The sequence below is a fragment of the Shouchella patagoniensis genome (assembly GCF_002019705.1).
Classification (GTDB): domain Bacteria; phylum Bacillota; class Bacilli; order Bacillales; family Bacillaceae_D; genus Shouchella; species Shouchella patagoniensis.
Genome location: NZ_KV917377.1, coordinates 422,803 through 448,517 on the forward strand (window position 1 = coordinate 422,803; position 25,715 = coordinate 448,517).

The 25,715-nt window shown below is 38.9% G+C and carries 28 protein-coding genes and 1 riboswitch; of the genes, 7 read left to right on the forward strand and 21 right to left on the reverse strand.

Annotation, left to right across the window (positions count from 1 at the left end):
* Window positions 1–18: 18 nt before the first annotated feature.
* From BK584_RS02345 to BK584_RS24440, 5 genes are all read right to left on the reverse strand, one after another.
* Window positions 19–732 (reverse strand): hypothetical protein, encoded by a 714-nt coding sequence (locus BK584_RS02345; protein WP_078391094.1) that lies wholly within the window; start codon window positions 730–732, stop codon window positions 19–21.
* 116 nt (window positions 733–848) lie between these two features.
* Window positions 849–1,466 (reverse strand): alpha/beta hydrolase, encoded by a 618-nt coding sequence (locus BK584_RS02350; RefSeq protein WP_078391095.1) that lies wholly within the window; start codon window positions 1,464–1,466, stop codon window positions 849–851.
* A gap of 2 nt (window positions 1,467–1,468) precedes the next feature.
* Window positions 1,469–2,428 (reverse strand): VOC family protein, encoded by a 960-nt coding sequence (locus tag BK584_RS02355; RefSeq protein ID WP_078391096.1) that lies wholly within the window; start codon window positions 2,426–2,428, stop codon window positions 1,469–1,471.
* A complete protein-coding gene (locus tag BK584_RS02360) occupies window positions 2,425–2,877 on the reverse strand; it encodes a MarR family winged helix-turn-helix transcriptional regulator (protein ID WP_078391097.1) in 453 nt (150 codons plus the stop codon). The genes BK584_RS02355 and BK584_RS02360 overlap by 4 nt, the downstream gene beginning before the upstream one ends.
* Before the next feature lie 92 nt (window positions 2,878–2,969).
* The gene (locus BK584_RS24440) at window positions 2,970–3,122 is read right to left on the reverse strand and encodes a hypothetical protein (protein ID WP_169871019.1); all 153 of its coding nucleotides are present in this window, start codon (window positions 3,120–3,122) and stop codon (window positions 2,970–2,972) included.
* A gap of 590 nt (window positions 3,123–3,712) precedes the next feature.
* Between BK584_RS24440 and BK584_RS02365 the strand changes: the two genes are divergently transcribed.
* From BK584_RS02365 to dapA, 3 genes are all read left to right on the forward strand, one after another.
* Window positions 3,713–4,228, forward strand: a complete 516-nt coding sequence (locus tag BK584_RS02365) for a hypothetical protein (RefSeq protein ID WP_078391098.1) — start codon at window positions 3,713–3,715, stop codon at window positions 4,226–4,228.
* Window positions 4,229–4,367: 139 nt separating this feature from the next.
* The gene (locus BK584_RS02370) at window positions 4,368–4,523 is read left to right on the forward strand and encodes an aspartyl-phosphate phosphatase Spo0E family protein (RefSeq protein WP_078391099.1); all 156 of its coding nucleotides are present in this window, start codon (window positions 4,368–4,370) and stop codon (window positions 4,521–4,523) included.
* Window positions 4,524–4,573: 50 nt separating this feature from the next.
* Window positions 4,574–4,754, forward strand: a riboswitch (Lysine riboswitch).
* Window positions 4,755–4,842: 88 nt separating this feature from the next.
* On the forward strand, window positions 4,843–5,736 hold the full coding sequence (gene dapA / locus BK584_RS02375) for a 4-hydroxy-tetrahydrodipicolinate synthase (protein ID WP_078391100.1): 894 nt from the start codon (window positions 4,843–4,845) through the stop codon (window positions 5,734–5,736).
* A 72-nt stretch (window positions 5,737–5,808) separates the two neighbouring features.
* On the opposite strand, the gene kapB is transcribed toward dapA, so the two are convergent.
* The 6 genes from kapB to gltB form a co-directional block, all read right to left on the reverse strand.
* A complete protein-coding gene (kapB, locus tag BK584_RS02380) occupies window positions 5,809–6,195 on the reverse strand; it encodes a sporulation phosphorelay system protein KapB (protein WP_078391101.1) in 387 nt (128 codons plus the stop codon).
* Between the two features lie 10 nt (window positions 6,196–6,205).
* Entirely contained in the window at window positions 6,206–6,397 is a 192-nt protein-coding gene (locus tag BK584_RS24445; RefSeq protein ID WP_078391102.1) for a hypothetical protein, read from the reverse strand.
* 2 nt (window positions 6,398–6,399) lie between these two features.
* A complete protein-coding gene (locus BK584_RS02390; RefSeq protein WP_078391103.1) occupies window positions 6,400–6,654 on the reverse strand; it encodes a hypothetical protein in 255 nt (84 codons plus the stop codon).
* Window positions 6,655–6,760: 106 nt separating this feature from the next.
* Window positions 6,761–7,396 carry a YpjP family protein gene (locus BK584_RS02395; protein ID WP_169871020.1) on the reverse strand — a complete coding sequence of 212 codons (636 nt, stop codon included), beginning with the start codon at window positions 7,394–7,396 and terminating at the stop codon, window positions 6,761–6,763.
* Window positions 7,397–7,487: 91 nt separating this feature from the next.
* Entirely contained in the window at window positions 7,488–8,975 is a 1,488-nt protein-coding gene (locus BK584_RS02400) for a glutamate synthase subunit beta (RefSeq protein ID WP_078391105.1), read from the reverse strand.
* A gap of 154 nt (window positions 8,976–9,129) precedes the next feature.
* Complete coding sequence (gene gltB / locus BK584_RS02405; protein ID WP_078391106.1) at window positions 9,130–13,701, reverse strand: glutamate synthase large subunit; 4,572 nt, start codon at window positions 13,699–13,701, stop codon at window positions 9,130–9,132.
* A gap of 559 nt (window positions 13,702–14,260) precedes the next feature.
* Here gltB and BK584_RS02410 point away from each other — a divergent pair.
* The 3 genes from BK584_RS02410 to BK584_RS02420 all read left to right on the forward strand — a co-directional run bounded on the left by BK584_RS02410 (window position 14,261) and on the right by BK584_RS02420 (window position 17,363).
* Window positions 14,261–15,298, forward strand: coding sequence for a toxic anion resistance protein (locus BK584_RS02410; protein ID WP_245808792.1), 1,038 nt, complete (start codon window positions 14,261–14,263; stop codon window positions 15,296–15,298).
* A gap of 19 nt (window positions 15,299–15,317) precedes the next feature.
* The gene (locus BK584_RS02415; RefSeq protein ID WP_169871022.1) at window positions 15,318–16,244 is read left to right on the forward strand and encodes a hypothetical protein; all 927 of its coding nucleotides are present in this window, start codon (window positions 15,318–15,320) and stop codon (window positions 16,242–16,244) included.
* A 108-nt stretch (window positions 16,245–16,352) separates the two neighbouring features.
* Window positions 16,353–17,363 (forward strand): DUF2777 family protein, encoded by a 1,011-nt coding sequence (locus BK584_RS02420; protein WP_078391108.1) that lies wholly within the window; start codon window positions 16,353–16,355, stop codon window positions 17,361–17,363.
* A 33-nt stretch (window positions 17,364–17,396) separates the two neighbouring features.
* Here the strand turns inward: BK584_RS02420 and BK584_RS02425 are convergent, their stop codons facing one another.
* The 4 genes from BK584_RS02425 to BK584_RS02440 form a co-directional block, all read right to left on the reverse strand.
* Window positions 17,397–18,887, reverse strand: a complete 1,491-nt coding sequence (locus tag BK584_RS02425) for a PH domain-containing protein (RefSeq protein WP_169871024.1) — start codon at window positions 18,885–18,887, stop codon at window positions 17,397–17,399.
* Window positions 18,880–19,362: a PH domain-containing protein gene (locus tag BK584_RS02430; RefSeq protein ID WP_078391110.1), complete on the reverse strand. Its 483-nt coding sequence runs from the start codon at window positions 19,360–19,362 to the stop codon at window positions 18,880–18,882. The genes BK584_RS02425 and BK584_RS02430 overlap by 8 nt, the downstream gene beginning before the upstream one ends.
* A 71-nt stretch (window positions 19,363–19,433) precedes the next feature.
* Window positions 19,434–19,652 carry a hypothetical protein gene (locus BK584_RS02435; protein WP_078391111.1) on the reverse strand — a complete coding sequence of 73 codons (219 nt, stop codon included), beginning with the start codon at window positions 19,650–19,652 and terminating at the stop codon, window positions 19,434–19,436.
* A gap of 10 nt (window positions 19,653–19,662) precedes the next feature.
* Window positions 19,663–20,781, reverse strand: a complete 1,119-nt coding sequence (locus tag BK584_RS02440) for a conserved virulence factor C family protein (protein WP_078391112.1) — start codon at window positions 20,779–20,781, stop codon at window positions 19,663–19,665.
* 148 nt (window positions 20,782–20,929) lie between these two features.
* Between BK584_RS02440 and BK584_RS02445 the strand changes: the two genes are divergently transcribed.
* Window positions 20,930–21,655 (forward strand): metallophosphoesterase family protein, encoded by a 726-nt coding sequence (locus BK584_RS02445; RefSeq protein WP_078391113.1) that lies wholly within the window; start codon window positions 20,930–20,932, stop codon window positions 21,653–21,655.
* A gap of 44 nt (window positions 21,656–21,699) precedes the next feature.
* Here BK584_RS02445 and BK584_RS02450 read toward each other — a convergent pair whose 3' ends face one another.
* Genes BK584_RS02450 through ilvA form a run of 6 tightly spaced genes read right to left on the reverse strand, consistent with a single transcriptional unit; the run spans window position 21,700 to window position 25,617 of the window.
* Window positions 21,700–22,110, reverse strand: coding sequence for a TlpA disulfide reductase family protein (locus tag BK584_RS02450; RefSeq protein WP_078391114.1), 411 nt, complete (start codon window positions 22,108–22,110; stop codon window positions 21,700–21,702).
* Between the two features lie 35 nt (window positions 22,111–22,145).
* A complete protein-coding gene (locus BK584_RS02455; RefSeq protein ID WP_078391115.1) occupies window positions 22,146–22,592 on the reverse strand; it encodes a BrxA/BrxB family bacilliredoxin in 447 nt (148 codons plus the stop codon).
* Window positions 22,576–22,902 (reverse strand): thioredoxin family protein, encoded by a 327-nt coding sequence (locus BK584_RS02460; protein WP_078391116.1) that lies wholly within the window; start codon window positions 22,900–22,902, stop codon window positions 22,576–22,578. The genes BK584_RS02455 and BK584_RS02460 overlap by 17 nt, the downstream gene beginning before the upstream one ends.
* Window positions 22,895–23,833 (reverse strand): ribonuclease Z, encoded by a 939-nt coding sequence (gene rnz, locus BK584_RS02465; protein ID WP_078391117.1) that lies wholly within the window; start codon window positions 23,831–23,833, stop codon window positions 22,895–22,897. Before rnz ends, BK584_RS02460 begins: the two co-directional genes overlap by 8 nt.
* A gap of 2 nt (window positions 23,834–23,835) precedes the next feature.
* Entirely contained in the window at window positions 23,836–24,360 is a 525-nt protein-coding gene (locus BK584_RS02470; RefSeq protein ID WP_078391118.1) for a type 1 glutamine amidotransferase domain-containing protein, read from the reverse strand.
* Window positions 24,361–24,372: 12 nt separating this feature from the next.
* Complete coding sequence (ilvA, locus tag BK584_RS02475; RefSeq protein WP_078391119.1) at window positions 24,373–25,617, reverse strand: threonine ammonia-lyase IlvA; 1,245 nt, start codon at window positions 25,615–25,617, stop codon at window positions 24,373–24,375.
* Between the last annotated feature and the right edge of the window lie 98 nt (window positions 25,618–25,715).

Consider the following 25,715-nt stretch of genomic DNA (forward strand, 5'->3'; position numbering starts at 1 on the left):
GCCTGACCAACTTTTTGGTCAGGCTTTGTTTTCTTCTTCACTTGCTTGCAATAACGCTTTATAACCAGATCGAGTCAGTTGAAATTCATGATCAATGTAATTTGATTTTGCTAATAAATTTTCGCTCTCTTTTGAAAGGCGTGGTAACAATCTCTGAATCTCACTATTTAATGCCGAAAAAGATCCTGATTCAAGCACTTCTTGGTCCATCGATGCTGCAATTTCTTTCATGGGTGATTCTCGAATAAATAACTTTTTTGTCCCTCTCATCATTGACATTAATCGATTGGACGCATTAAACCACTCTTGACGTACATGAGAAGTTTCATTTTCCGTTTGCTGTAACCGATCCCGAATCGTTCGTTTTTCTGCTTCTTCGAGTTGAGTTTTGCTTAATAATTCCTCAAACAACCGTGTTCGGTCTAGATCAAGTTTTTGCAATTGAAATTCTTTCTCTTCCAACGCTCTTAAATCATGTTCTTTTGTTTCATCTAGATCATTTTTTCTTCCTATATCATGATTAGCAGTCATTATTTGGTTTGCTTTTAGCTCTTCAAGCACCCTGTCCATCTTTTTACTCTTTCTTAGAATAAAAACGAATAGTGTAACTAACACGCCTAAGACGACAATACGATACCATACGTCATACCAAACAGCTAATATTCCTATTGCTACAAATACTAACCCGGCTAAAGCGTACATCCAAATTCGTGTTTTCTCTTGTTCTGCCACGATTACTCGACCCCTCTTTTTCCTCATCCTTTTCCTGCATTCTAGCCTTTTCACTCACTTTTGTCTAGGTGAATCAAACAAAACAAGCCCTGCTGTGTATAACAGGGCCTGTTTTGTTATTTGAATTTTGCCTTATACCAACTTTTAGCAGATTCGATCTCGTCTCTTGTCAACTGGTGCCCACCTTCCGTCCAATACGCCTCGACATTAGCACCTGCCCCTCTTAAGTCAGCAATTAATGTTTCCGTCTCAGACGCAGGAATCATCGGATCCCTTTTTCCAGCACCAACAAAAACGGACGTGTGAGTTAAACTAGGAAGTTGTTTACTTTTTTGTGGAACCATTGCATGGAAAAGCATTGCTCCCTGAAATACGCCTCCGTGCTCATAAAGAACATTTGCAGCGATGTTTGCTCCATTTGAGTAACCGACCGCAATCAATTGATTTACATTAAATTGATGTTCTTTTGATGCATCCTTTAAAAACTGATGAAGCTCATCCGTACGTTTTTTTAAGTCTTCCATGTCAAAAATACCTTCAGCCAATCGTTTAAAGAAACGGGGCATACCATTTTCAGAAACATTTCCACGAATACCTAGAACGTTCACATCAGGATCAATCATTTCTGCAATGGGAAATAAATCGCTCTCATTACCACCTGTTCCGTGTAACAATACTATTGTTGGTCCCGAAGGGTTTTTACCTTTTTTGAAAATATGAATATGCTCAGACATTTTTATCCTCCTAAAATAATGGGCTTTAGTTTTTTTTCAATTTCATCTCGTTGCTGCTCTAGAAAAGGTGGCAAGGACAATCTTTCACCAAGTTTTTCACTTTCTTCATCTATTTCAAACCCCGGACCATCAGTCGCTAATTCGTATACAATCCCGTTTGGGTCGGTCATATAGATCGATTGAAAATAATGACGATCGACCACACCAGAGTGCTGTTGCTTTTGTTTTGTTAAAAAAAGAGCCCACTTCTCTAATTCTTGCCTAGATTCTACTCGTAAAGCAATGTGGTGAACACTCCCTCTTCCCGGTCTCTCATTTGAAGAGACTTTGTCTTCCTTAATACGAAATTCAGCCCCTGCTCCGAACTTATTAGATGTATACACTGTCGTATCTTCAATAGTTGTTTTTTTGTAAAAACCAAATAAATGAGTTAATACGTTAGCGGTTTCCTTAGCAGAAAAAACCGTTAATTCCACTGGTCCGAGACCAATAATAGCATGTTCTTTTTTTACTGGTCCCTTCACCCAGGGAGTGGTTCCAATCTCTTGTTGTCTGGTCTCATCTACAACAAGCATATATTGCTGCCCTTCAAAATCTTCAAACGCAATCTGCTTCCGTTCATCAAAAACAATCGTTTTACCATGGTTGACATCATTTTCTTTAAAACGATTAATCCAGTATGTTAAAACATCGTCATTTGACACATATAAACCGGTCCTTGAAATACAGTTTGTGCCTTTATATGTTCTACCAGCAAAAGGAAGCTCAAAAAAAGTCACCTCTGTTCCAGGCGTCCCATGTTCATCTCCATAAAACAAATGATACATCGAAGGGGTATCTTGATTAACCGTTTTTTTCACTAAGCGAAGTCCAAGGACATTTAGATAAAATACTGCATTACGGTTTGCATCGGCCGTGTAAGCTGACATATGATGGAATCCTTTTATAGGTTTCGGCTTCATTCTTCCCTCTCCTTTCCTTTGCTGCCTTTATGAAGCTTCCTTAATAAATGAAGCAGCTGTTTCTGTTCTGATACTGATAAAGCAGCAAATTGAGAAGCTTGAAAAGCAGATTGTTCAGGCAGGACTTCTTTTAGTAAATTCTCTCCTAAATCGGTTAATTCAATCGTCTTTGTCCTCCAATTTTGTGTCCGTTTAATTAGTGACGCTTGTTCAAGCTTAGAAAGGGTATGCGTTATATTCCCCTTCGTAACAAAAAGTTTTTCAGCCAATTGATTTTGACTAACAGGCTGAAAAACACTTATTTGCACGAGCGTATCAAATTGAGGCAATGAGATGCCCCAATTCGATAAATGGCGCGTTGATGCACGGTTACTTGTTTGATAAAAACGAGCCAAGCGAAACCACAACGCTAGCGCTAAACGATTTTTTTTCATCTTATTTCTCGCCATTGCTTCATCTCCTTTAATCAGTTTAACACTAAACTGATTAATTTCAAAGATTTAAGCTAAAAAAAACCAGTTACGATGAACTGGTTTTCCCCTTAGTTTTTCAACTGTTTAATCTCTTCCTCTAAACAAGTAACATATTCTTCATAAATCTCAATAAAGGCCTCTCTGCGATACTCATCTTCTACCTTACGCATTTCGTCAATTTTGTAACGTAATTCTTCTTTTGTTGGACGTTGCTTTTCCATCGTAAAACCTCCTTAACCTTCTTTTCAAACAACGGAAGCCCTACCTCTCTTCCATCTTAACGGTTCCTATGACCGATCCATGTGATTGAAAAGATGCGTTTTAACATTAAGTGTGCTCAACTCATCACATCTCCTTATTGTCGCTTTTCCTTTTATACCCGAATTTAGACTCGTAAAACTTCCACACTGTGTTATAACACATAAAAAAAGAGCCAAAAATGGCTCTTAGGAATAATAGTTATTAATCATTTCTAGTATTGAAGGCTCTTCTTGGACATTCTTTTGGTCTGATCGCTTCTCTGCCACTTATAACATCCCCCTTCTTTATTAAACGATTGTGACTTCTTATTTATACTATACGCAATTGTATTATAACAGTCAATACTTTTTTTGTTTGTTTCATAACAATAATCATGAACCACTGTTCTCTCACTTGCTCTAGTCGGATTTATGTTGAAAAGGCTGTATTAAAGTCCCTCGCTATCATTTGTGAATCTTGACAATTACCGAACCCTTTTTCTTGTACGCAACCGAATACTTCTTTTTAACATGCACATACTACAGTTACTAAAAATAAGAGGTGGGACGAGATGAGACATTTTTTAATGCTAGCTAAGGCAGCCTTATTGTTAATCGTTCTTTTATCAGGCTGTGTCCACGGGACCTCGCCAAAGGAAGAACCAGATGAAATAAAAAGTCTATCAAACCGAACCGATGTAAATCATTACTACCTAAAACAATCAGATGAAACCACAAAATACGCGAAACAGACAGCAAACTATTTAGGAACGGTTCAAGACCAACTTTCTGCTCTAGGGACTGCAATTGAAACTGGTGATGATGCAGCAACAGTATCGTTAACCAATAGTCTTATTGAAGAAGGTTTAATACAAGAGAACTTCAAAGCTCCTGATCCCTTTACACAGCTTCCAGATTTACACCACTCGTATGTCGTTGCACTTCAAGAGTTACAAGAAGCCAATGATCAAGCGGACTTTGAAGACCAGCAACTACATTATGGTTATGCACAATTGACACTTACTTTGTGGTCTCGAGAATACGAATCATTAATTGCCGACTATGGCATCAAGGCAGCAGAAGAGTAAAAATTGATAACCAAACTAACACTGTCGAATCTTGACTAACTTTCCTTTAATTTGACTAGTTTTGCTAACTTCTTTTTCTTATTGCGTAATCAAGCTATAATACAGTGAGGAAAAAAATCGTTAAGCGGAGTGGAAGAGAATGATTCACATTGATATTGAAGTAAAACGCAGTGAGATGGTCTTAATTGCAAAAAAATTTGGCATGACAGCTTCTAAAACCGTAAAATGCTCACAAGAGCTGGACTCGCTTCTTAATTGTCTTCAAGCCCACCGATACAATCATCGAAAGTTATGATTGCAAATACAATAGAAATTTGTTAAGGTAAACCCATAAACTGAACAGACTATAAGAGTAGAGGCGCATAATCGATCAGTATAGCCATGGAGGAAGTGGGTTCTGTTGAAATGGCTAAAAAGGCGATGATGCCGAAATAAGCGATTACCCATTTTAATTTGCTTATTGGGGCTGTTTCTGAATAAGAGCAGTGCTGTCATACAATTGTATGTATGGGGGGCTATCTCAACATAGGCATTTCTTTGCCTAGATGCAGCAATGAGCCCATTCATTGTTGTTTTTTTATTCCTCTTTCACTGTTCAACTAGGAGGACTTTTTATGAATTTCGGACAAATTGTAACGGCGATGATTGCGCCATTTTCTGAAGACGGTTTACTTGATTTACAAGCCACGACTACATTAATAGACCATTTGCACCATAACCATACGGACACGCTCGTAGTTAATGGTACAACTGGTGAAGCACCTGTTTTAACTGCCGATGAGAAAAAACTACTTTTGCAAACAACTATTGCTCATTCTAAAGGTCGAATGAACGTAATCGCAGGTGTCGGTTCAAACAACACACTACAGTCGATTGAATTGGCTAAAGAAGCTGAGGCACTAGGTGCCGACGGGATTATGGTTGTCGTCCCTTATTACAATAAACCATCTCAAGAAGGTATTTATCAACATATGGTACAAGTTGCAGATGCAGTCTCCATTCCTGTCATGTTATATAATGTACCAGGAAGAACAGGGGTTGACATGAGTGTAGAAACAACCTTGAGACTTGCTACTCATAGAAATGTTTTTGCGATAAAAGAAGCAAGTGGAAACATGGATAAGGTATCAGCGATTATTCGGCAATCTCCACCTCAGTTTAGTGTCTATAGTGGCGATGACTCACTTACATTACCTATGCTATCACTGGGAGCTAAAGGTGTTGTTTCTGTCGCTTCACACATCATTGGTACAGAAATGAAACAGATGATTTCTGCATTCGAAGCAGGTGATGTAAAACGTGCAGCTTCAATGCAAAGCGAGCTATTTCCTGTAATGCAAGCACTCTTTATGGCACCGAATCCAACACCAGTAAAGGCAGCTTTAAACACATTTGGCATTTCATGTGGGGGCGTCCGCTTACCATTAGTTCCGCTAACAGAGCTAGAGAACACTGCATTGCAATCTGTTCTTTCACCGTTTGTGCCACACTCTGCTTTTGCGCAATAACAACAAAAACCTAGTCCAATTAAATATTGGACTAGGTTTTTCATTCAACTCCATTTAATTAAAGTGCCTCGGTTAATCCTTTATATCCTTCGTCATTCGATAATCACTTGCTAAATCGTTTAAATGCAAAAGACTTTGTTTAGCCCAATCCGTTTCTTCGTTTTCAAGTTTCTCTTTTGCATCTAACCATGCTTTAAGAAGAGATGCGTCATACGGCTCGATTTCTCCTGAGAATGGCTTCACTGTACTATAAGGAACCCAAGTTTTCTCAAGGTAAGCTAGTGCTTTCCGCTGATGAAACATTTGTACATCTGCTTGTTTAGGTTGATGTAAGTCACCTTGGTTTGGATGGCGCTTTACAGCAAGCACTTGAAACAACGCCCGGTTATCTTCTTCCTTAACTTCCAATAACCTTCCTACGTACCTACCTGTCTTATATTTTGCTTCTACAATTTCCATCTTATTCACCTCATTTAAACAACAAATAAAACATAATTACTAGAAATGCTATCGCACTAAGGATGGCCAACGGCACATTCCAGAACAGCGGTTTTGTTCGTTGATTCATTACATTCCAAAGCGCGATTCCTCCAAATATGGCTGCGCTAACAAAACATGCTAGCAGGATAATCATAAATGTCCATTCTTCTCCACTTACCATTATTAAAGACCTGGAACTAAAACTGTGAATAAATTCCACAAAAATTCAGAGGCTGGTACGAGGTATTGATTGTTAAACGTGCGTAAAGAGTCACTTTCTACAAAAACTTCCAAAACAATAAGGGTAAACGTTCCAGTCATTGTTACAATTGCCGCAGCCAGTACAAGCACAAGTAGGCCAATGTATGCCAATAACACTCTAATAATCCATTTAAGCCATAATGGCCTTGGTTTTCTTAATTTCTTTTCTGCTTCCATTACTTAGACTCCTTCACAACCAATTTCTACCCTTACTGTACCAAAAGATTGAACAAAGGGGTAACAAAAACACTAAAAAAGAACGACATTTTTGCAACAAAAAACCTCACGCTGTAAAAAGCGGAGGTTCATTTTTTCCCCAATAAATGGATCCTAGGTAATGGTGTCCATGGTAGTTATCATTTGCAATGTGATAATGAAACTGAAACACATGACCTTTTTTTGGTGGTCGGTCCAATCTCACATGAAACCGAAGTAAATCGTCACCTGTTCGCCGGTCAAATACATGCATAATTTTTTCGCCTCTTCCTGAAGCTGGGCTCTGTGTAAGACCGATTTCTTCAGGGTCATGAAAATGGTTATTAATTAATAGTTGAGAAACAACATGTTTTAGCTCTGGCATAATCTCTTCTTTGAACGCAGGTTCAATTTTTTGTGCGATATTCTCACCGAACTTCTGCATACCTTGTTTGTAAGCCTGTTCCATAATCATGCTTTCTGTTAACCAATGCGCTTCTAATTCAATATGTTCATATTGGGCGGGATAACCTACAACGGCAGGGAATAAGTCATAATCTTCAACTGCAGCTTTGTAAACAATTGCTTTTTGAGTATCATTTTTAAATTTTGCAGTGGCATCTTGTTGGCTTTCTTTCTCAAACCATTGATCAATTAATGGTAGATTAAAAGATAGTAGACTAAGCATGACCATAATCATGCCTTTAAGATGACGACGGACCACGCTCCCTCCACCTTCTTCCATATACTTTTTTCTTATTATCACATGGGTTAAGAAATTTGCCTATAGAGGAATCGTTAAAAAACGTGAAAAATTACGGTAACTTTGTGCTTCCCATTAAAAAGCGGTCACACTCTCTCGCAGCTTCACGACCTTCGTGAATGGCCCAGACTACCAAACTCTGTCCTCGGCGATTATCCCCAGCTGCGAACACATGCGATTTAGATGTTTGATAGTTTCCATACTCAGCTTTAACCGTTTGCTTACTTGTTTGTTCAACGCCTAGTTGATTAAGCAATTCTTGTTCAGGTCCAGTGAAACCAATCGCTAGAAGTACTAAGTCGGCTTTCCAAACTTGCTCGGTACCAGGTACCTCAGTTCTTATTTTCATGCCATTTTCTTTGACTTCCGTAACAACTTCGACCGTTTCTAAACCAGTAATTTGGCCATTCTCATTTCCAATGAATTTTTTTGTTTGAACTTTATAAGCTCTAGGGTCAGTTCCATAAATTGCTTTTGCTTCTTTATGAGCATCTTCTTCTGTATGAACAATTGGAAAAAGTGGCCAAGCATTATCCACACTTCGGAATGTTCCTTTTTGCTTATTAATGTCAAACTGAGTAATTGATGCCGCCCCATGTCGTACAGAGGTTGTGATACAGTCTGCCCCAGTGTCTCCACCACCAATAACAATGACATGTTTTCCCTTTGCGGAAATATAATCATTATCTTGATGCTTTGAATTTAATAAACTTTTTGTATTTGCAGTCAAGAAATCCATCGCATAATAAATACCACTTAGTTCCCGTCCTTCATGGTCGACATCTCTAGGTTTTGTTGACCCCGTTGCAAGGATAACAGCATCAAACTCTTCCTCTAATGCATCAGCTGTGATATCTTTTCCTATTTCTACACCAGCTTTAAAAACGATTCCTTCTTCTTCGAGGAGATGAACTCGTCGTTCAACAATTGAATAAGCAAGTTTTACATCAGGTATTCCATACGTCAAAAGTCCACCAATCCGGTCATCCCTCTCAAATACAGTAACCAGATGACCCGCTTGATTTAATTGAGCAGCAGCGGCTAATCCCGCTGGACCTGATCCAACAACAGCAACTGTTTTGCCAGTTCTTTTTTTAGGTGGTTTTGCTTTGATCCATCCTTCTTTAAATCCTTTTTCAACAATATGGTACTCAACTGATTTAATTGTTACCGGATCATCATTAATGGCAACTGTACACGATCCTTCACACGGGGCCGGACAAACTCGACCTGTAAACTCTGGAAAATTATTTGTCTTGTGTAAACGATCAAGCGCCTCTTTCCATTTCCCTCTATAAACAAGATCATTCCACTCTGGGATTAAATTATAAACTGGGCATCCAATTTCCCCAGAGCCTGCCATAGAAGTACCTGCTTGACAAAAAGGAATCGCACAGTCCATACAACGTGCTCCTTGCTCCTGCACTTTATTTTCTGGCATAAGCAATTGAAACTCTTGCCAATTGGACGCTCGCTCAAAGGGGTCTCTTTTTGATGGTGCTTCCCTTTTGTATTCCAAAAATCCTGTTGGTTTCCCCATTACTTCCACTCCCTTACACGAACTAGATCTTGTTGAAAAGAAGAGTGCTTCTAACACTCTTCTCTTATTTAAAACGAAACATTCCAGTAGGTTCTACAGATAATATCATGCAACTTTTGGCATTGTTATTCCTTTAGGAACAAACCATTTGCGTTTAACTTACGGTTGATCTATTGGATACTTTATCATCGAAGGCGGCCATTATTGCTTGTTCTTCTGATAAGCCTTCCTTTTTTCTTGTTTCAATCGCATCAAGCATTTGCTTATAATCTCTAGGAATAATCTTAATAAACTGTTCCTTTGATTTTCCCCATCTTTGTAAAATCATTTCTGCTTGGATGCTGCCAGTTAAGGATTGATGTTCATTCAAGAGTGATTGCAAAATGCCTTCATCTTCATGATTGAGTGTTTCAAACAATACCATTCCTTGGTTACACTTCGAAGCAAATGTCTTGTAAGGATCATAAGCATAAGCAATGCCACCTGACATTCCTGCTGCAAAATTCTTTCCAACTTCACCGATAGTCACTGCGATACCGCCTGTCATGTATTCAAGTCCATGTTCGCCCATTCCTTCAACAACAACTTGGGCACCTGAATTACGAACGCAGAAACGTTCTCCAGCTTGACCTGCGATAAAAGCCTTCCCACTAGTCGCTCCATAAAAAGCAGTGTTTCCAATAATGACATTATCACTCGCTACAAAGGTTGCCTCTTTAGCAGGTGAAACGATGATTTTCCCTCCTGACAGCCCTTTTCCAGTATAATCGTTGGCATCGCCAGTTAGTTTTAATGTCATTCCTTTTGGAGCAAATGCACCGAAACTCTGACCTGCTGATCCGGCTAGAGAAAACTCAATCGTATCTTCTGGCAAACCCGTTGAACCGTAACGTTTGCTCAATTCACTACCAACAATCGTTCCTACAACTCGGTCTGTATTACGAATACTTGTCGCATAATGAACGCGAGTACCATCCTCTAAAGCTGGTTTCGCAGCATCTAACAACTCTCGTGCATCCAACGATTGACCAAGTTTATGGTCCTGTTTTTTCGTACAAATTCGTTGTTGCCCTTCAGTTAATTCAGGCATAAACAACAAACTAGATAAATCCACGTCTCTTGCTTTTGCATTATCTACTTCTTTGGTTTGTTCAAGTAAATCAGTGCGCCCTACTAACTCATCAATTGTTCGTACGCCTAAATCAGCCATAATTTCTCTCATGTCTTCTGCAATAAACGTCATGAAACGAACAATTTGGTCTGCTTCACCCGTATATTTTCGGCGTAATTCCGGATTCTGAGTGGCAATTCCAACTGGACATGTATCCAAATGACAAACACGCATAATAACACAACCTAATACCACAAGTGGCGCAGTGGAAAAAGCATATTCTTCTGCACCTAATAAGGCTGCAATCACAACGTCTTTTCCTGTCATTAATTTGCCATCTGTTTCTAACGTCACTCTTTCTCTTAAATTGTTCAACAACAACGTTTGGTGTGTTTCTGCCAAGCCGATTTCCCACGGAAGACCCGTATGTTTAATGCTTGTTCTGGCAGCCGCTCCAGTCCCACCATCATAACCACTGATGATAATACCGTCAGCACTTCCTTTAGCCACACCGGCTGCAATGGTTCCTACTCCAGTCCCTGCTACAAGTTTTACACTTACTTTAGCTGATGGATTGGCGTTCTTTAAATCATGAATCAGTTCTGCTAAGTCTTCGATTGAATAGATATCATGGTGCGGTGGTGGTGAGATTAAGCCAACTCCAGTAGTAGAGCCCCTAACTTCAGCTACCCAAGGATAGACTTTTTGTCCAGGGAGTTGACCACCTTCACCTGGTTTTGCTCCTTGTGCTACTTTAATTTGAATTTCATCTGCATTGACTAAGTAATTGCTGGTGACCCCAAAACGACCAGACGCAACTTGCTTAATTGCACTTCGACGCAAATCCCCATTTTCATCTGGTTTAAAACGACGTGGATCTTCGCCACCTTCACCTGTATTGCTTTTCCCACCTAAACGGTTCATAGCAATCGCAAGCGTTTCATGTGCCTCAGCCGAAATCGAGCCATATGACATCGCTCCAGTTCTGAAGCGTTTCACTATATCTGATGCAGGTTCTACCTCTTCAATTGGAATCGATTCGCTCTGTTTAAAGCGTAATAACCCTCTTAATGTTGTTTGTTTTTCTGTTTGTTCATTTATAGCATTTGTGTATTGCTTATAAAGATCATAATTATCCGTTCGGCACGCATTTTGAAGCATATGAATTGTATGAGGATTGTATTGATGGGGCTCCCCATTCCGACGCCATTGTAAATCATCGCCCGGTTCTAATTCGACCTCTCCACCTTCTCGACTGGAGTATGCAATTTCGTGACGTTCCAACACTTCTTGTGCAATTGCTTTTAAACCGATCCCACCAATTCTTGAGGCAGTCCATGTAAAGTGGTGCTCAATCACATCAGGGTGAATGCCTACCGCTTCAAAAATCTGTGCACCTCTATAGCTTTGAATTGTCGAAATACCCATTTTCGATAACACTTTCATTAAGCCGTTTGTTGAACCGTTCACATAACGTTTACAAGCATCCACATAATGATAATTGGATAGGAGTTCCTTTTGAATCCATTCATCAATCGTATCGAACACTAAATAAGGATTAATTGCTTCTGCACCGTAGCCAATAAGTAAAGCGTGATGGTGAACTTCTCTTGGCTCACCTGATTCAACTAATATGCTCACTTCTGTTCTTGTGCCACTTCGAATCAGATGATGATGCAAGCTTGAAACTGCAAGTAAAGCTGGAATTGGCGCTTGCTTTTCACAGAGATCTCGATCACTTAAAATAAGCAACGTATGTCCAGATTTAATTGCTTCATCAGCGTTCGCAAACAGCGCTTCAATCCCTTTTTCTAGCCCCGCTTCTCCATCTTTTGCCGAGAATAAAATAGGAATTGTTTTAGCAGAAAAACCTTCCATTTTATTGGTACGAAGTTTTGCTAGCTCTTCATTGTTTAAGATTGGAGATGGTAAGTGAATATGTCGACAGCTTAATGGTTCTGGATTTAACAAATCTCGTTCCGCGCCAATTGTTGTTGCTTTTGCTGTCACTATTTTCTCGCGAATCGCATCAATGGGCGGATTTGTTACTTGTGCAAACAACTGCTTAAAATAATTATAAAGTAGTTGTGGCTTCTTTGATAAAACAGCAAGCGGTGAATCGTAACCCATTGAACCTACTGGATCATTTTCTTCTTTTATTAAAGGCATAACCATTTTATTAAGTTCTTCATATGTGTATCCAAAAACAAGTTGACGTTCGAGAATTCGGGACAATTCTGTATCGTGTACTTCAGAAGTTTCCAAAACGTCCTCTAACTGAATTAAATGCTCTTTTACCCATTCGCCATATGGATGCTCTGCTACAATGGCTTTTTTCACTTCATCGTCTGGAATAATGCGACCTTCCTTTAAGTCAACTAATAAAAGCTGACCAGGGTGAAGACGGTCTTTTTTGACAATTGTATCTGGAGCAAAATCCAAAACACCCACTTCGGAGCTCATCACAATATAGTCATCATCCGTTACATAATACCTTGATGGTCGCAAACCATTCCGATCCAGCGTCGCGCCAATTTTTTCGCCATCTGTAAACACAATCGCAGTCGGTCCGTCCCACGGTTCCATAAGTGTACTGTGGTATTCGTAAAATGCTCGCTTATCAGGGTCCATATCGGTATTGTTCTGCCAAGGCTCTGGTACCATCATCATCGCTGAATGAGCAAGTGATCTCCCTGATAATGATAAGAACTCAAGTGTATTATCAAACATAGATGAATCGCTTCCGTTTTTATCAATAACAGGATGGATCTTCTGTATGTCGCCTCCAAATGCATTGTTAGAAAATTTTGCTTCTCGTGCATGCATCCAATTGACATTTCCTTTAATTGTATTAATTTCCCCGTTATGAATCATATACCGGTTTGGGTGGGCGCGCTCCCAACTTGGAAATGTATTCGTACTGAAGCGTGAATGAACTAATGCAAGTGCAGATTCAAATGCTGGATCGAGTAAATCCAAATAAAACATACTGACTTGTGCAGTTGTCAGCATACCTTTGTATACAATTGTCTTACTAGAGAAACTAGCAAAATAAAATGACTCTTCCAATTTCACCTTTCCACTTAACTCATATTCTGCTCGTTTTCTAGCAACATATAACTTCCGTTCAAACTCAATCGTCTGAAGCTGGTTTTTGGAAGTGACAAATAACTGTTCGATCACTGGCATCGAGTTAAACGCTGCTTTACCAAGCATAGTATCGTCTGTTGGGACGTCACGCCAACCAACAAGCGTCAACTTTTCTTCAGTTAAGATCACTTCTATTGATCGTTTTAAATCATCTCGAATTTCTTTATTTTGTGGTAAGAAAAGCATACCAACAGCATATTCTCCATATTCTGGCAATTCAAAAGGTGTTTGCTTTTTAAAAAAGCGATCAGGTACTTGAACCAAAATCCCTGCTCCATCGCCTGTATTTATTTCATCGCCTTGTCCACCGCGATGTTCAAGATTTTCAAGCATTAAAAGCCCGTCTTTAATGATTTTGTGAGATTTTCTACCTTTCATATGCGCAAGAAACCCGATCCCACAATTATCATGTTCAAAATCCGGATCATAAAGTCCTTGTTTAAGTGGATAACCTAAGTTACGCATAGACACCACCCTTTCTCCCATTTTTACGTTGTTTTACTTCTCTCTCTACACATCGTTCGCTGTTTAGGCATTAAACATTGTTTCATCATCTTAAAAAGTAACCTATTTCTTTTATTAGACTCTTATTTCCATTCAAGTAATACTCATTTCTGGCAAGATAAAAATAGCTATAAAATAATAAAAATCGATTCATAGTAACAAATAAAGGCTCGAATCCGTTTTGCTAATCCACCAGAAACCGAATAGAAAAACATAAATATGAATAAAAATTCATTAAGAGTTAACAAAAAGAGCAGTCCGCGCTAAATGCACAATCGTCCAAAGGCGAACGTTCGTTGTTTCTAAAAAAATAATCCGTGTTAGAAGTTTAGCGATAATTTCGTTATTCGTCAAGATTGAACTACAATTTTGCTTGTATAATTGTCGAAATACCTGCAAATAAATTGCCAGTAAAGCAAAAATCGTTCATAATAGAAAGAGAAAAAATGAAACATATTTCAATTCACCAACGTATAGAACAAGAGAGAATAATCTATTAACGTGTTGGAGGTAAGTGATCATGGATGAAAATACAAAGATGAATGAAAATCAATCCAAAACAGATGAAACAAATCAAAATGAACTTGAATCATATAAATCACAAACAAACTTAGAAGAACTTTTAAAAAAACTTGATAATTTAGGTGAGGCAGAACAAAAAGAAGCAGGAGAATCACTTGAAGCGTTAAAACGTCCTGTACGAGAAATGATGGGGGATGAATCAAATACGTTACCTAAGCAGCTTCATGAACTGCGTGAAGTAGTAGGTCAACTTGAACCTGATTATTTACAGGACTCTCAATTTAAAAAGTTCTTTAATAAGATGTTAAAACGTAATCCTGTTGAGCAGTATATGAAACGTTACCAAACTGTTGAAGCACAAGTCGATCATATCGTCGAAGGATTACTAACTGGAAAAGATAAATTGCAAGAAGATAACATCATGCTTAAAGAATTAAAAGTCGTTGCAAAAGAGAGAATTGGGAATTTAAACGATCAAATCGCAATCGGCCAAGAATTACACGACATGCTTGAGCAAGAAATGACGACTGAGAAATGGGCCGATAACGAAAATGAATTAAAAAATGGGCAAGTTAAAGTAATAACTCGTATGAAAAACATGCAGCAGGCCGTCATGGTTTTGCAGCAATCTCTAGCTTCAGTTGATTTAATAATGGCTAATAATGAAAAGTTAGAAGAAGCGATCTTTAATGCAATTACAATGACGAAAAATATCATTACGGTTACAGCTTCGATTCAGCTCGCATTAACGAATCAAAAGAAAGTAATTTCTGCAGTACAAAACGTAAATCAAGCAACAGAATCGATGCTTCTTTCAAATGCAGAATTGCTTAAGCAAAATACTCAAGAAACGCTTAAAACGTTAGAGGAACCAGCCATTGCATTAGATGCTTTTAGAAAAGCATATGATAATGTGTATAAAGCAATTGAACTGACAGAGGAATCGAATGAACGAATTGTTTCAAGTGGTAAACATTTTATTGAGGAAATGGATAAACTCAATTCTGAAATGCAGACAAAGTTATTAAATCGATGACAGCAGGAGGTTTTCGAGTGTGAAACGATTTCCAACAACAACATTACTCGACTTTTTCACACCTGCGCATAAGCGTCCTGTTGATGACCATATTATTCAAGATGAAACAACGATACGACTGCTTAATGACACAGAGCGTCTGCTTAAACGGATGACGGATAATGCTACGGGGAAAAACGAGCGGAAAAGTGTGCGCAGACGGCAAAAGGACTGGGATATTCGTGTAAAAGTTTCATACAACAACATTCGGGTGATTGTTGCCGATACAAAACACTCTCGCTCACCAGTCCATAAACGTTTTAGGATTATCTGTTTTCGAAAATACGTTAAATCAACAGACGGAGTAGGCAAAATAAAAGAAGCGACGATTCATTATTTAAAAGATGGACGAATGCATGTCCGTTCCTTACAAAACGTTTCTCATCTCAAGGGAGTCTTTCACGCAATTCACCTTCTTGATCTTGCTTATGTCGGAACGAAAGTAACTGATGTATCCCTTGAACGTTTGAATGGTCACGAAAAACAATTAAAAAGTGAACAAGCAAATGATATCAAATTTTTAGCACAAGAAGCGAGACGTTACGTTCAAGCAATGGATACGCTCTCGCTTGATCCTATGCTTGATAATCGTCTGAATCGAATACTGACGCACGTTTCTAAATTAGAAGATGATTTTCATTTATTTAATTACGAAGACAAACACACGGTACGTCGACTGCTTCGCGAAGATATGCCGAATGTGATGGGAGCTTTTTTAGCATTATCAAAGAAAAACCAATTAGATCAACGAGATAATGTTTTTGTGTCACTATCCAAGATGGAATTAACGCTCATATCGCTCCAAGATGATTTAGAAAAAATAAAAGTTGAACGTATGGAACATGTAATGAAGCTACAAGAGTTACGCTACGGCGGTAATCATAAAAACGATCGCACGAGCACTTAATAATGATTCGCTCTAATAAAAACCCATTTTAAACAACCGCGCTTGCAGAAGCGTGGTTTTCTTCGTTATAATTAAGGAAACAAAAATGAACATAAAGGTGAGGATTGCATGGATCGGTATGAAGCACAGCAACTTGTTGGGCAATTGCTAGTCGTCGATCTAGGAGTAGACGGCACCTACTTAGGAGAATTGCTTAACGTCGTAACAGAACCTAAAAAACCTTGGCGCGGGGAAGTTCGTATCTTCTCTATCGTAGCCTTGCCAGAATATATTTTTCAAGAAGAAACGATTGCACTTCATGAGGTGTTATATAACGAAGGTGATATTGCTTTATTTTCTAGCCAACAATTGTATAAACGACCACGGCAAACTCAAGTAGAACCTTATTTAGATTCCATTTTAACTGATTTAAAACGGCGTCATATTCGGTTAAAAAAAGACGCTTTGCCTCCATCTACTGAATTAGAAGCACTGGAAGTTTATATTAAAACATTAACTAGCCAAAAAAGACGTAATGAACGGTCAAATCTTCCAGCAGATTATTCAAGTGAACACCCACTATACATTGAGTATACATTCCATATGGAAGAAGAGCGTTACTTTTTGTTAGATAAAAGAGGCGAAGTATTACAGCTTACACCTTCTTATTTTGAATATGCTTGGAAACAAAATGATAAAATAGTCACGGGTCAGTATGAAGGAGATGGGATTTTCATCCGATCGAATGGCAGTCGCTATATTCCAGATGAAAACGCCGTTCTCTTTATTGACCAAAAACAATTTGACCCCTACTATATTCTTCGCAATGAGTTAGATCCCATTGCATTACAGGGCTTTGAACACAATTTAGCAATGCATCATATCACTCATGCAGACCTAATACATTGTTACAATTCGCTGCTCGAACAACTACTCAATAGCGAAACGACACATGTTTTTCAGGGAGTGAACTTTTTAACCTTTCAAACGGATGAACACTTTGTTCTTGTACAACACCATTTCAAACGTTATATCTCATTTGATGGTTCGATGGATAAAGATAAAATATATGACCGGTTTGAATTTACTACAGATAAAGGTATTCGAACCATTGCTTTATATACAAATGCTTTTCATTAAAAAGAATGAGGAACGTCTTCACGAAGACGTTCCTCATTCTTTTATGTTGTTCTTTTTATCTATCGTTTTTTCATGAGAATACCAATTATAAATGTCATCGCTTGTATGTCGACTTATATCTCTAACTGAAAAGGATTTCCCAGCCATACTTGATTGAACATAAAACTCAAAACTAGATAACTGCTTACGTCTTTGCAAAATTGAAACGTAACGCGTAGCAGATTGTATTTTCTTTTTTGGAGAAATAACAAGTGTCTGTCCAATCGTTCGATATCGTAACCACATAAAAGATTCGTTTGTGCCTGAACCAGCATCGCGATACTGGAACCAAGCCAAAAGTCCGCAAATAAAAACAATAAGCAATCCTAATAAACCAATTGTTCCCCAAATAAAAATAGCAGTAAGTGTTAACACGATTGGTACAATAAGCATGCGAATAAAAAAGCGAATTGCAGCGCGTTTTGGTGCAGATTCAATCTCCCTTGCAAACGCATACTCCGGCATCGTTTGTTCTAAAAATGCTTGTACATCACGTTCATGAATTAAAGGTACTAACAATGTCGACCCTTGTTCCTTGTTATTACCTCCACCTGCTGACTCTACATAAATGGATACAAAACCAAATGGTTGACGGAGAATGCTTCTTATCATTCGCACCGCTGTGATTCGTTTATATGCAAGGGTTAGTTGCCTACGTTCAATTAACCCTCGATCAATCACCATTTCTTTGTTATACATTTCCACCTTGAAATTACCATACGTAATAATGGTTATCAAGCTGGATATTAGCCACGAAATAAGTAAAACAACAAATACAGTCAACGTGAGCAACAAAATGCTTAATCCAATAACAAAGTCATACGTCTCTGCAAATAAACTGTCTGGAATGAATTGAATGCCTTGTGACAGAACAGCAACTACTGCTGAAATAACTAACCCAATACCACTTGAAGTTAATGCTGTATAAATAAGCCTTTTCTTGCCTAAATACCACGTAGAGTTAGGTTCAGCTTCAAGTACAACTTCGCTTTCTTCGAGTACGTCAGAAGCGGAGAACTCTCCCCCTTCAGTCTCTGAGGACGACTTGTCGACTGCAGGATCTTTTAACAATTCTGATCGAATCCGGTTCGCTTCCGTGCGTGTTACTGCCACTAGCTCTGCCTCTGCTTCCATTCCACCACCGGCAGTATCTATATTTACTTTAACAAGACCAAATAGTCTTTGAAGTAAGCCAGCCGATATATTTATTGCTTGAATACGTTTTCGCTGAATGTATCGCTTTTTCTTGACAAATATGCCTTGTTCGACGTAAAGCTCTCCTTCTTCCAATCGATATTTAAACTTTAGCCAAACAAGCCAACTAAATAGAGTTGATAACACTAATAAGGCGCCAAAAGCGATGAAAAAAATCCATAATATATTCTGAAAGAAAGCGACAATAGCAAAAGGAACCGCAAGTTGAAACAAGCCTTTCGCTGAATTAATAAAAATTGCTGCAGGGTGTTGTCGTTTTAACTCATTCATCTTCATGCACCGATGCTAACCTCGATATTTGATCACGCAAGGAATCAGCATCTTCTATAAATAAAGTTGGAATCATATGGGTTGTTGCTGCAGATGTTATCGAGACCGCAGCCATTTTGTATTTACGTAAGATTGGTCCCTGTTCCGTATCAACATGTTGGACACGCACCATTGGTACCAATGTCCGTCGTACAATAATAACCCCTTGCTTAATATCCACTTCATCTTCATGCACTTCATACCTAAATCGATGCCATTGAATCACTGGCCAAATGACTATTTTTGTTAATCCATAAAGAATAACAAACCCTATTAACACCCATGTAATCCATTGATAAAATGACTGAAATATGTATAACTGAACAAAATAGTAAACTGTTGGAAGTAGCGCGAATAAAACGGTGTCAATTGTGTTTTGTAACCGCCACACATTTATCGCTTTTTTAGGTAACCTTTGCTCAGGCTCTTTTCTCATGCCTTTCCTCCCTTTTTTATTTATTCTGTTCTTTTTTCTGATAAAAGAACGTGCCGCCTGAAGCGGCACGTCTATTCTTCATCGTCTGTTACATATACAAGGGTAACACCTTGCTCTTCAAACCATTCGAGCAACCTCTTATTGTCATCTTGGTCATAGAGAAGGCCAATCGACTTAACCAGCTCAATTTCTTCAAGCTTTCCCTTCTCGGCATCTTCAACCATCTCAAGTATATCTTCTAACCCTTGTTCCCTTAATCGCTCTACTAAGTCATCGATTGCAACAGCCATTGTAGTCCTCCTATTTGTTTCTAGCCTCGGTCATTTGTTTCCAAACAGACCCTTTTGCTTCTTCTCCGCCTTGAATTCGTTCTAATGCCATTTTTACTTGAAGTGCTACTTCAAATTCAGGATCATTTTCAGCTTCTTGAAGTGCGGGTATCGCTTCTTCTGTCCCGATCTCATATAAAAACATAGCCGCTCTCCAACGAACGATTTTACTTTCGTCTTTTAGAGATTCAATCATAGCTGGAATGGCATTTTCTGATCCAATGTCTGACATACAATCTCCCGCCGTACGACGTACAGTAACAGATTTATCATTTAATGCTTTTTCTAATAACGGTAAGACACTTTCCGTTTCAATCATGCCCAAATACATAGTAGCTAATCGACGAATCGAGGCTTTCTCATCTTTCAATGCGACTTCAAGCACAGGCAAATCTTTTTCCTTCGGATCCATTTGTTCTAATGTCGCATATCGCTCACGCCAATCATCTACTTGTAACATTTCGATCGTCACTTCTTTAAACCTTGCTGCAAATGCTTCCGCAGCTGCTTTTTCTCCTTTTGCTAATTGCACAAGACTTTCTAAGCGAACAGTTGAATAAGCAGCTTCAAGTTCAGCAGCTACATCTTTTGCAATCGTTTGTAACTCTCCGTAGCGAGCCGACTGTTCTTCCCATTTTCGCTCAAGTACCACATTGTCGTCTGGTAGCTGCGCATTGGAAACAGCCGTCACAAAACGTTCTGGCAACCCGGCGCGTACTTCCTCTTCCCCGTCAGTTACCTTCACTTGCATTGGTATCCCTTTAAACATTTGTACTTGTACTTGTACTTCTCCGAAACCTTCTTGAGGTTCGTTGCTATTTTTTTCATTACCAGGCTCTTCTCCAAATAATTTACGAACTTGTGGTAAAAGGACTTTCCAATCAGCTTTTGGATAACGGTCGACGGCAAGAAAATCGCCTACATGATAGACCGCTTTTATTCCTTCAATCGTAAATAGTTGTTGAATGAACGCAGGAGCATCCTCTTTATTTTTTTCTTGATACGTTGTACTTGTCCCTTCTGCCGCTTCACTCAAGTTTAATTTCATTGTATTAGGGCTAGGTGTTGGTTCAATTGAACGAATATACATATTCATCCTCCTCGAGGCTTTTTCTCATTTAAATACTAACATAGTCCTAGAAGGCATTGCCAGCCGTAGGCGCTTACGTATCAAAAACATTCTATTACCCTTTTATTCTATTCTTCTGTTACAATATGAAAAAGGAGGCATAACAAAAATGAGATTTGCTTTTTTATCTGATATTCATGGAAATGCAACAGCACTTGAAGCCGTACTGAATGATTTGCAATCAAAGCAAATTGACCGAATTTACATACTAGGCGACCTTTGCTTTCGTGGTCCAGAGCCAAAACGTGTTTTAGAACTAGTCCAAGCATCAGGCGCTAAAGTCATTAAAGGTAATGCTGATGAATGGCTTGTTAGAGGGTTTAAAGATGGCGAAGTTCCCGAAGAACGGCTTGAAATGTTTCAAAAAGAACGTGATTGGACACTAGGTCGTCTTGATCAAGCAGACTTAGATTACTTGAAAAACCTTTCGACTGATCTTGTTATAGACGATGGGCAAGATTTAATTGTCCATGCGTTTCATGCGACTCCAAATAACTTATTTGATGTTGTTACTGTTGAAGATACGGAAAAAATCGAGAATGAATTAATGATTCGGGACGAAGCTGACATTTATATTTATGGACATACGCATCATCCTTATATCCGTTCTCTTCACGGAAAAAACATTGTTAATACCGGTAGTGTTGGTATGCCATTTGATGGTCATCCCCTGGCATCGTATACCATCATAGATATTCAAGACGGTAGTCATTCGATTCAACTAAATCGAGTCCCTTATAACCGGGAACATGTAGTCGAAATCTACAAACAAAGTGGCTATCCTAATATTGAAGAAATGGGCGCGGTTATTTATTACGCTGTTCGTCCGAAATAAACGACACCCCAAAAGTTCGAGTGCCAACTTAACTTTTGGGGTTTTTATTTAATTAAATCGGTCAAACCATCCATGATTTCTGTTAACTTTGCTTGTTCACCATACGAATGAACCAGCTCTAACCGTTCATTTAAAAGAATCGTTGTTGGTACGCCTAAACAACCAAAAGAATCGTAAACACGCGTCCCTTCGTCCTTTAGTACTAAAAAGTCGAACCCTTGCTTTTCTAAAAAACCCTGTAAATCAATTGTCCCTTCTCTACCTGTTACATTAATGGTAACAAAACAGAGCTTTGATGCATCCGCGTGTTTGTACAACCGCATTTTTTCTTGCAAATCACGGTTAGAATCTGGACACCAACTTGTCCAAAATGTAAGCATGACTGGGCGACCAGCTGCCTCTTCTTGTAAATTATAAGGATTGTTGCTGTTAACCTCTCTTAATGTAAACGACATAAACAGATACTCCTTTCAAAGAAAAAACCCTTCAATTAAGAAGAGCTTTTTGCACAATGTTCATTATAAGCAAGAGCTAGATTGCGGACAATATCTTCTGGATCTGCACCTTCTATTTCTTCTCTAGGAATAAAATGAACTACTTCATTTCCTTTTAATAATGCCATAGAAGGAGATGATGGCGCATATTCTGGAAACTTCCCACGCATTTGAGCTGTGGCCTCTTTATCCTGTCCAGCAAACACCGTCACTAAGTGGTCTGGTGTATGATTATGTTGTAAAGAATAAATAGCTGATGGACGCGCAAGTCCTGCAGCACAACCACAAACTGAATTAATAAATACTAACGTAGTTCCGTCAGCTTCCCCCATAAACTCATCTACTGATTCAGCTGTTGTTAATTCGTTAAATCCAGCATCCGTTAGTTCTTGACGCATTGGCAGGACAACTTGACGCATATATTCTTCATAAGCCATTGACATCGTTTTCTGCCTCCTTTATTTTCTCGATTATATCCACTACAGAACCAAACGCATAAAAGTGCGTTTGATACTTCCCTTCTCTATAATAAAGCAATGCTGGCACACTTTCAATTTGCATGCTTAACGCGAATGAAGGAGCAAGTTGTATATTTAATTTATAAATAGAGAACTCGTGGTGGCTTTCTTCGATTACGATTAGCATTCTTTCTGCCTGTTTACATGTTCCACAAAACGGTGAATAAACATACAACCAGCCAGTTCCCTTCGATAAAAGGTTCATTTCCAAATCGCCTAATGTCTGTTCAATCATTTTGTGCCCCTCTTGTTTTTGCAAGTTTTAACACAAACAAGTCATAAGCGACTATAGCACCTGGAAATTGTTTCTCGACTTCATGAAGATAAACGTCTTCATTTCTAGAATAACGAGAGGACACATGTGTCAGCACTACTTTTTTTACATTTGCACGTTTTGCTATTCCACAAGCATCAGCAATCGTTGAGTGTCCGTACGCATGCGCATTTCCTTGCTGGTCAGATGCGAATGTCGCTTCATGTACAAGTAAATCTGCATTTGCTGCAAATGAGTCCATCTTTTCAACAGGGGCCGTGTCACCAGCGATCACCACTGTTCGACCAGGAAGAGGCGCATCCACAAAATCTCGACCATCAATCGTTTGGCCATCATCTAGAGTCACACGTTTTCCTTGTTTCAATTGCGCATAGATAGGCCCAGGTGCAATACCAAGTGCCTTTAGTTTCTCAACATGAAGGGCACCAGGTCGCTCTTTTTCTTTAATACGAAAAGCAAAGCTCTCAACAGGATGAATTAACGACAACGTGTCAACTTCGTACCATTCGTTTTCAAATAAAAAGCCTTCTTTTAATTCATCAATGACAAGTTCATATCTTAACTTTGTTTTTGTTGTTTCAAGTGATTGATGAATAAACTCTTTAAGCCCTTTCGGACCATAGATGGTTACAGGAGTCTCTCCCCCTTGAAACGAACGACTACTTAATAGACCAGGTAGTCCTAATAGATGATCCCCATGCAGATGGCTAATAAAGATGGTAGAGATACTAGCAAGAGATAAAGGTGAACGAAGAAACTGGTGTTGAGTTGCTTCTCCACAATCAAAAAGCCACACATCCCCAGCTTCATTCAAAAAACGAAGAGCAAGCGCACTTACATTTCGATGTCTTGCAGGCACACCAGCCCCTGTCCCTAAAAAATGCACTTCCATCTTTATTCTCCAGCCACGGCATCAGCAAATGCCTTTGCGTAAGGAGCCAGATCTGGCGGTCTTCGGCTAGATATAATGTGTCCATCAACAACAACATCTTTGTCATGCCAAACCGCACCAGCATTAACCATGTCATCTTTAATTCCCGGTGTACTCGTTACCTGCTTGCCAGTCAAAATACCCGCTGATATTAAAACCCATCCAGCATGACAAATTTGTCCGATTGGCTTTTTTTGCTTGTCCATTTCTCTTACGAAATCGAGTAATTCTGGATAACGTCTCAGTTTATCTGGGGCCCACCCTCCAGGGATTAATACCCCATCAAAGCCTTCCGCTTTTGCTTCAGAAAACGTAAGCTCACTTGTTGCCGGTACTCCATATTTCCCTATATATGTTTCTTCTTTTTTAGCTCCAACTAAGACCACTTCTGCCCCTTCTTCTTGCAGGCGAATGATTGGGTACCAAAGTTCTAAATCTTCAAATTCAGCATCTACAGCTGCTAAAATGCGTTTTCCTTGTAGTCTCATTCGTTTCACTCCTTAAATCAATAACGAGAACAAACTCTCATCTTTGTTTACTTCATTATAATCAAACCCGAGTCTGTTCATTCGGTCAATTAAACCAACATAGTCTTCATTACATTTCAATTCAATCCCAATTAAAACCGGACCACTAGACTTGTTGTTTTTCTTCGTGTATTCAAAACGAGTAATATCATCTTCTGGGCCCAGTACATCTGTTATAAATTCTCGCAGGGCACCTGCTCGTTGAGGAAACTGAATAATAAAATAATGCTGTAACCCTTCATAAATTAGAGAACGCTCTCTAATCTCTTCCATTCGACCAATATCATTATTCCCACCACTTACGATACAAACAACAACTTTGCCTTTGATTTGGTCCGCATATAAGTCTAAAGCCGCAATTGGCATCGCTCCAGCAGGCTCTGCCACAAGAGCATTTTCATTATATAACTTTAAGATGGTCGTGCAAATTTTCCCTTCAGGCACAAGAACAATATCATCAATTAATTGTTTGCAAATCTCTAATGTCTTATCGCCAACTCGCTTTACAGCAGCGCCATCAACAAACTTGTCGATTTTTTCAAGCTCTACTACTGTACCCTCTCGAATGGATTCAGTCATCGATGCTGCACCAGAAGGTTCGCAACCAATCATTTTGGTTGATGGACTAATGCTTTTCATATATGTAGCAACACCACTTATCAGCCCACCACCACCAATAGATGAAAAGACATAATCAGGTGTCTCTTCAATATCATTTAAAATTTCCAGGCCTACTGTACCTTGACCAGCAATAATTTTATCTTGATTAAATGGATGAATAAAAGTCATTTGATGCTCATTGCAATATTTCATTGCGTCTGCATAAGAATCGTCAAACGTGTCCCCATTTAAACGAACATCCACGTAATCACGCCCAAAAAATTTCACTTGTGCGACTTTTTGTTTCGGAGTTGTAGACGGCATAAAAATAACACCTTTAATTTTTAAAGCGCGGCATGAATAAGCAACACCTTGAGCATGGTTCCCTGCACTTGCACATACGACCCCAACATCGTGCTCTTCTTTTGTTAATGAAGAAATTTGATAGTAAGCGCCTCGAATTTTAAATGAGCGCACAACTTGTTGATCTTCTCTTTTTAAATAGATCGTGCAGTCATAACGTTCTGAAAGAACTTCATCCTTCTGTAAAGGAGTATGCGTCACGACATCTTTAATCATTTGGTTTGCTCGAATAATATCTTGTAAATGCGTTGTCATTTTAAAAAGTCCTTTCGTCGTGCACATTCCTATCCATTTGTGTGTAAATACAATGGACTAATTTTAACACAGTCCTTATGTTTAGAAAACCCTTATGA